The sequence below is a fragment of the Pseudomonas sp. SDO5591_S426 genome (assembly GCF_054070755.1).
Window position 1 is genome coordinate 1 of record NZ_JBSVXD010000278.1, and the last position, 5,464, is coordinate 5,464.

General features: G+C 61.6%; 5 protein-coding genes. All 5 read left to right on the top strand.

Annotation, left to right across the window (positions count from 1 at the left end; all coding sequences use genetic code 11):
* The first annotated feature begins 111 nt into the window (after positions 1-111).
* The 5 genes from ACW9JC_RS28425 to ACW9JC_RS28445 all read left to right on the top strand — a co-directional run bounded on the left by ACW9JC_RS28425 (position 112) and on the right by ACW9JC_RS28445 (position 5,359).
* On the top strand, positions 112-960 hold the full coding sequence (locus tag ACW9JC_RS28425) for a polysaccharide deacetylase family protein (protein WP_457459200.1): 849 nt from the start codon (positions 112-114) through the stop codon (positions 958-960).
* Positions 953-1,840: a polysaccharide deacetylase family protein gene (locus ACW9JC_RS28430; protein WP_457459202.1), complete on the top strand. Its 888-nt coding sequence runs from the start codon at positions 953-955 to the stop codon at positions 1,838-1,840. Before ACW9JC_RS28425 ends, ACW9JC_RS28430 begins: the two co-directional genes overlap by 8 nt.
* Complete coding sequence (locus ACW9JC_RS28435; protein ID WP_457459204.1) at positions 1,837-3,294, top strand: MmgE/PrpD family protein; 1,458 nt, start codon at positions 1,837-1,839, stop codon at positions 3,292-3,294. The genes ACW9JC_RS28430 and ACW9JC_RS28435 overlap by 4 nt, the downstream gene beginning before the upstream one ends.
* A 17-nt stretch (positions 3,295-3,311) precedes the next feature.
* Positions 3,312-4,490, top strand: coding sequence for an MFS transporter (locus tag ACW9JC_RS28440; RefSeq protein WP_457459205.1), 1,179 nt, complete (start codon positions 3,312-3,314; stop codon positions 4,488-4,490).
* Positions 4,491-4,651: 161 nt separating this feature from the next.
* A complete protein-coding gene (locus ACW9JC_RS28445; protein WP_457459207.1) occupies positions 4,652-5,359 on the top strand; it encodes an HPP family protein in 708 nt (235 codons plus the stop codon).
* The last annotated feature ends 105 nt before the right edge of the window (positions 5,360-5,464 follow it).

A 5,464-nucleotide genomic window follows, 5' to 3' on the forward strand; every position in this document is an offset into this window, starting at 1 on the left:
CGGGGGGGGAGGGACTTAAGAAAAAAGGGGGGCGGAGTGGGGTAACCCCAGCGAGGAAAACCCCGCTCCCACAGGGTCCAGTGGTTATCTTTAGATAGTGGAGCACCACCGATGTCCTCCTCACCCCAACCCACCTGGCCCGACCAGCACAAGGCCTGCCTGGCCCTGGCCTTCGACCTCGATGGCCCGACCGGCGATGCCATGCTCAACGGCTCGATCTGGCGCAAGCCCGAGTACTTCGGTTTCGGTGGTTACGGTCCTTATCGGGCATTGCCACGGATTCTCGATCTGCTCGATGAGTTCAAGATCCCGACGACGTTTTTCGTTCCGGCCTGGGTCGTGGAAAACTGGCCCAGACAGTGCCAGGCGATTGTCGAGCGCGGGCATGAGGTGGCTTATCACGGCTATAAACACGAATCCTTTTACGCCCTGACGCTGGAACAGCAAAAGGACGTGATGAAGCTCTCCCGCGAAGTGTTCTGGAAGCATCTGCACATCCGCGCCGAAGGCTTTCGCACACCGTCCGGCGACTGGCGCGCCGAAACCCCGGCGATGTTGGTGGAAGCTGGCGTGACCTACTCCAGCAGCATGCGTGGCGATGATCGCCCCTATCTGGTCAACGTACCCGGCCACGCCACGCCATTGGTGGAAATCCCCGGGCGCTGGGAAATGGATGACTACGCCTCCCTCGCCTACACCCGTGCGCCGAACTTCCCTTCAGGGTTGGACCGCACCGCGAGCTATGAGCTGACCCTCGACAACTGGCGCCGCGAATACGACGGCGCGATGAACGAAGGCTTGTGCCTGACCACCCTGTTCCACCCCAAGATCACCGGCAAACCGGGACGCATCCTGTTGCTGGAAAAACTCTTCGAACACATGCGCCAACGCGACGACGTCTGGTTCGCCACTTGCCGCGATGTCGCCCACTGGTGGCTGAAGGAGCATCACCATGGCTGATTCCGCTCACTGGCCCAAAGGCTATCGCTGCGCCGTGGTCGTGACCGTCGACTACAACGACATCCACGGCATCCTCACCCAGGCCCCGGAAGTCGCCGGACGCGACAAGACCCTGTCGGTCTGGCGCTACGGCACCCAGCGCGGCGTCGAGCGTTTGCTCGGCCTGTTCAAGGAGCTCGGGGTGGCGAGCAGCTGGTTTGTCCCCGGCATCGTCGCCGAGGAAAACCCTGAGCACATCCGCGCGATCCAGGCCGGCGGCCATGAAATCGCCTGCGCCGGGTATCGCCATCAGGACTACGACAGCCTTGACCTTGCTGCGCAAAGTGCTGATATCGCCAAGGGTTGCGATGCGCTGACAGCGCTGACGGGCCAGCGTCCAACCGGTTTCCGCATCCCCGCCAGCAACGGTGCGCCGGGTTTCATCGAAGCGTTGCGCGATCAGGGCATTCGCTGGTCGTCGTCATGGCGTGGTGATGATCTGCCGTTCGCTCACCCGACCGCGCCGCAGGTGATCGAGCTGCCGTTGCACTATGAACTGGAGGATGAACCCTACTTTGCCTTCAACCTCAGCCCGGCCGTGCCACCGGCACAATCGCGCATCGCCTCCTACAGCCATACCCTGGGCAACCTGCAAATGGATTTCGCCGGGTTCCACCGTTTTGGCCTGTGTTACGTGCTGCGCCTGCACCCGGAAATCATTGCCACGCCGGGACGAATTGGCGTGCTGCGCGAGCTGCTTGAAGGGATTTTGCAGCACGATGACGTATGGATCGCCACTGGCGCCGAAGTCGCCCAATGGTGGGCCGAATCCGCTGCGCCCGTGACCGAGGATCATCCGGCGTCAGTGTATGAACGGCATTACCGGGATTACCTGCTATGACCGAACGCATGCGACGGCTGGCACAGTTTTGCGTCGACACGCGGTTTGAAGACCTGCCACCGGCGCTGGTCGAGCGAGCCAAACGGCACATCCTCGACACCTTCGGCGCGACACTGGCCGGGGCTGGCAGCGATGTGGCGAAAACCGCGCGGCAGGTGTTCGAAGGTGAAGCGGGCAACAGCCTGGTTTGGGGCACCGATGTGCGGGTCGGCGCGGCGCAGGCCGCGATGCTCAACGGCATCGCCGCCCACGCCCTGGAACTCGACGATACCGGTGGCTGCGATCATTCCGGCGCGGTGGTATTGCCGGCGGTGATGGCGGCTGTGTCGATGAGCGCAAAACCGGTGAGTGGCCGCGAGTTCATCACCGCCGTGGTCATCGGCTACGAAATCGGTCGTCGCGTACTGGAAGCCTGCGGCGGCTATTCGGCCCACAACGGCGCCGGCTGGCACTCCACGGCGACTTGCGGGGTGGTCGGCGCGGCGGCGGCCAGTGCGCGGATTCTCGGGCTGGACGCCGGGCAAACCTTGTCGGCACTGGGCATCGCCGGGAGTTTCAGCGGTGGTTTGTGGGCCTTCATCCACGACGGTTCGCAAAGCAAAAAACTGCACAGCGGTCGCGCCGCCGAAGGTGGATTCCTGGCGGCGCGGTTTGCCCAACAGGGCATCAGCGGGCCGACGCAATTATTTGACGATGTCTGGGGCGGTTTTCTGAAAACCCTCGCTCCGGCCACTTCGACTGCCGAGGCGCTGGATGCGGGTCTCGGCGAAGTGTGGAAACTCGCCCGCTGTTCGATCAAGCCGTACGCGTCATGCCGGGGAACCCATTCAGCTATCGATGCCCTTGGCCTGTTGCTCGATCAACTGAAGGTGCCGGTCGATCAGGTCGAGGACGTGCAGGTTTCGCTGTGCGGGTTTCTGCATGACATGTGCGGTGGTCAGGATGTCAGCAGCCTCGCGGCCGCGCAGATGAGCCTGCCGTATGCGCTGGCGGGGCGGCTGGTGCACGGTCATTGCCGATTGCAGGCCTATGACGATGAGCAACGCCGTGATCCGCGCATTGCCCAGTGGATCTCGCGCATTCGCCTTGAAGTAGACCCGCAACTGTCCGAGGATGGCGAGCCCGTGGTAACGCTGCGGACCGTGGATGGTCGGCAGGCGAGCCTGTGCGTTGAAGTGCCGTTGGGCGCACCGGGTAATCCGCTGAGTGATGCGGCGCTGGAAGAGAAGTTTTTCAGTTTGGCTGAGCGGGTGATTCCAGAGCGGCAGGCTGAGGAATTGTTGGGGCAGTTGTGGAGGCTAGAGGAATCGGAATCCATTGAGATGTCGATCGTTCCCACGCTCCGCGTGGGAATGCAGCCCGGGGCGCTCCGCGACCCAGGAGCGGACGCAGAGCGTCCATTGAAGCATTCCCACGCAGAGCGTGGGAACGATCAATCAGAGATCATTGAATAAGGACATTTGCACTCACCGTGGCCACTTACTCGCTCGTTATTCGCCGGTTGATGATCGTTTCGCTGACCATCGTCGTCAGCCGCGCCATCACCAGCCCGTTGCTTACGCTGTTCCTGAGCAACAAGCTCGGCCTCAACCAACAGGACGTTGGCTTGCTGCTGGGCATTGCGGTGTTCATCGCCACCCTGCTCGCCCTGTACGGTGGCTACATCATCGACCGCCTGGAAAAACGCCGGTTGCTGATCCTGGCGATGCTCTCCAGCGCCATCGGCTTCGTGCTGCTGACCTTCGCCGAAAACCTCTACCTGACCACGGCCACCCTGGTGATCACCGAGACCGCGTCGGCGCTGTTCCTGATCGGCTCCAAAGCGATCCTCAGCGAAAACCTGCCCATGGGCCAACGCGCCAAGGCGTTTTCCCTGCGCTACACCCTGACCAACATCGGCTATGCCACCGGCCCCATGCTCGGCGTGGTGATCGCTGGCGTGTATCCGATTGCGCCGTTCCTGATTGCCGGCGCCATCGCGTTTTTCAGCATCTTCTTGATGATCGGCATCCCGAAGGATTCGGCGCAGACGCCAGCGATTGGCCAACCGCAGAGTTTCCTCAAGACCCTGGTCACCCTGAAGAACGACCGCACGCTGATCATGTTCACCTGCGGCTGCCTGCTCAGCACCGTCGTGCACGGACGTTTCACCCTGTACCTGTCGCAATACCTGCTGGTGACCCACGACTCCAAACGTGCCTTGGAAATCATGGCCGCCCTGCTCGCCTGCAACGCCATCAGCGTGATCCTGTTGCAGTACCAGATCGGCCGCTTCCTCAATCGGGAAAAGCTGCGCTACTGGATTGCCGGCGGTACCAGCCTGTTCATTCTGGGGTTGATCGGCTTCAGCCTGGCCGACAGCATGGTCAGCTGGTGCGTGGCGATGTTCATTTTCACCCTCGGGGAAATGATCATTTACCCGGCGGAATTCCTCTTCGTTGACACGCTGGCGCCGGAAGAACTGCGCGGCAGTTACTACGGCGCCCAGAACCTGGCGGCCCTCGGCGGCGCGCTGAGCCCGGTGATCTGCGGGTTCCTGTTGATGCACACCCCGGCGCCGACCATGTTCTACGCGTTGAGCGCACTCACGGCGATGGGCGGTTTCCTGTGTTTCATGAGTGGGCGTCGAGTGGCCTTACATCAGAATTAGTGAACTGAAGCCTCATTAATATGAATTTGTCATCATCAGCAAGTAACGGCACACTGTGCTCGTTCCTCCCCCAATAGTTGGAACAACCTTCAAGGGCTTTCTGGGTATCCCAGATAAGCCTTTTTTTTTCCTCAGGTTTTGTCTACGGAACGATCTTAATCATGCTCGCTCGCTGGTTACCCGCCGCTATCAACACCCGCCCGACTGAATGGAGCCGAGCTGCCATCGGTATGGCACTGGGAACGATGTTCAGCGTCTGGGTCTGTGCTCAGGTATTCGGCATGGAAGTGGCGCAGCATCTGGTCGGCCCGCTGGGTGCCTCGGCAGTGTTGTTGTTCGCGGTGTCTTCCGGTGCCCTCGCACAACCCTGGTCGATACTCGGCGGTTACTTGAGCGCCGGGGTCGTCTCTTTGCTGGTCGCCCACGTGCTCGGTCGAACCCTCGGCAGCGCTTGCCTCGCGGCTGGCATGGCAGTGATCCTGATGTGCTGGCTGCGTTGCCTGCACCCGCCGGCCGGAGCACTGGCATTGTTGTTGGTCCTTGCGGACCCAGCGACCATTGCCCTGGACTGGAAAGAGCTTGGCCCGGTGATGCTCGCTGCATCGACCATGCTGCTCAGCGCCCTGGCCTATAACAACCTGACCCGCATCCGATACCCCAAGCGCGCCAGCGAACCCGTCGCCGTGATCCCGGCCGACCATCCTCCGGTGGAATCCCAGGCGATCACCGCCCAGGACCTGAAACTGGCCCTGGCTGAAATGGAAGCCTTCTTCGACGTCACCCCCGAAGACCTCGAACAGCTGATCCATGCCAGCGAACTGCATGCCAAGCGGCGCAGTATTGGGGAAGTGTTGTCGCGTACACATTAAAGATCAAAAGATCGCAGCCTTCGGCAGCTCCTGCATTGGAACGCATTCTCCTGTAATTGGATGGACTCGCCCAAGCCGAGGCGTCAATGCGCCACGGTGGCAGTC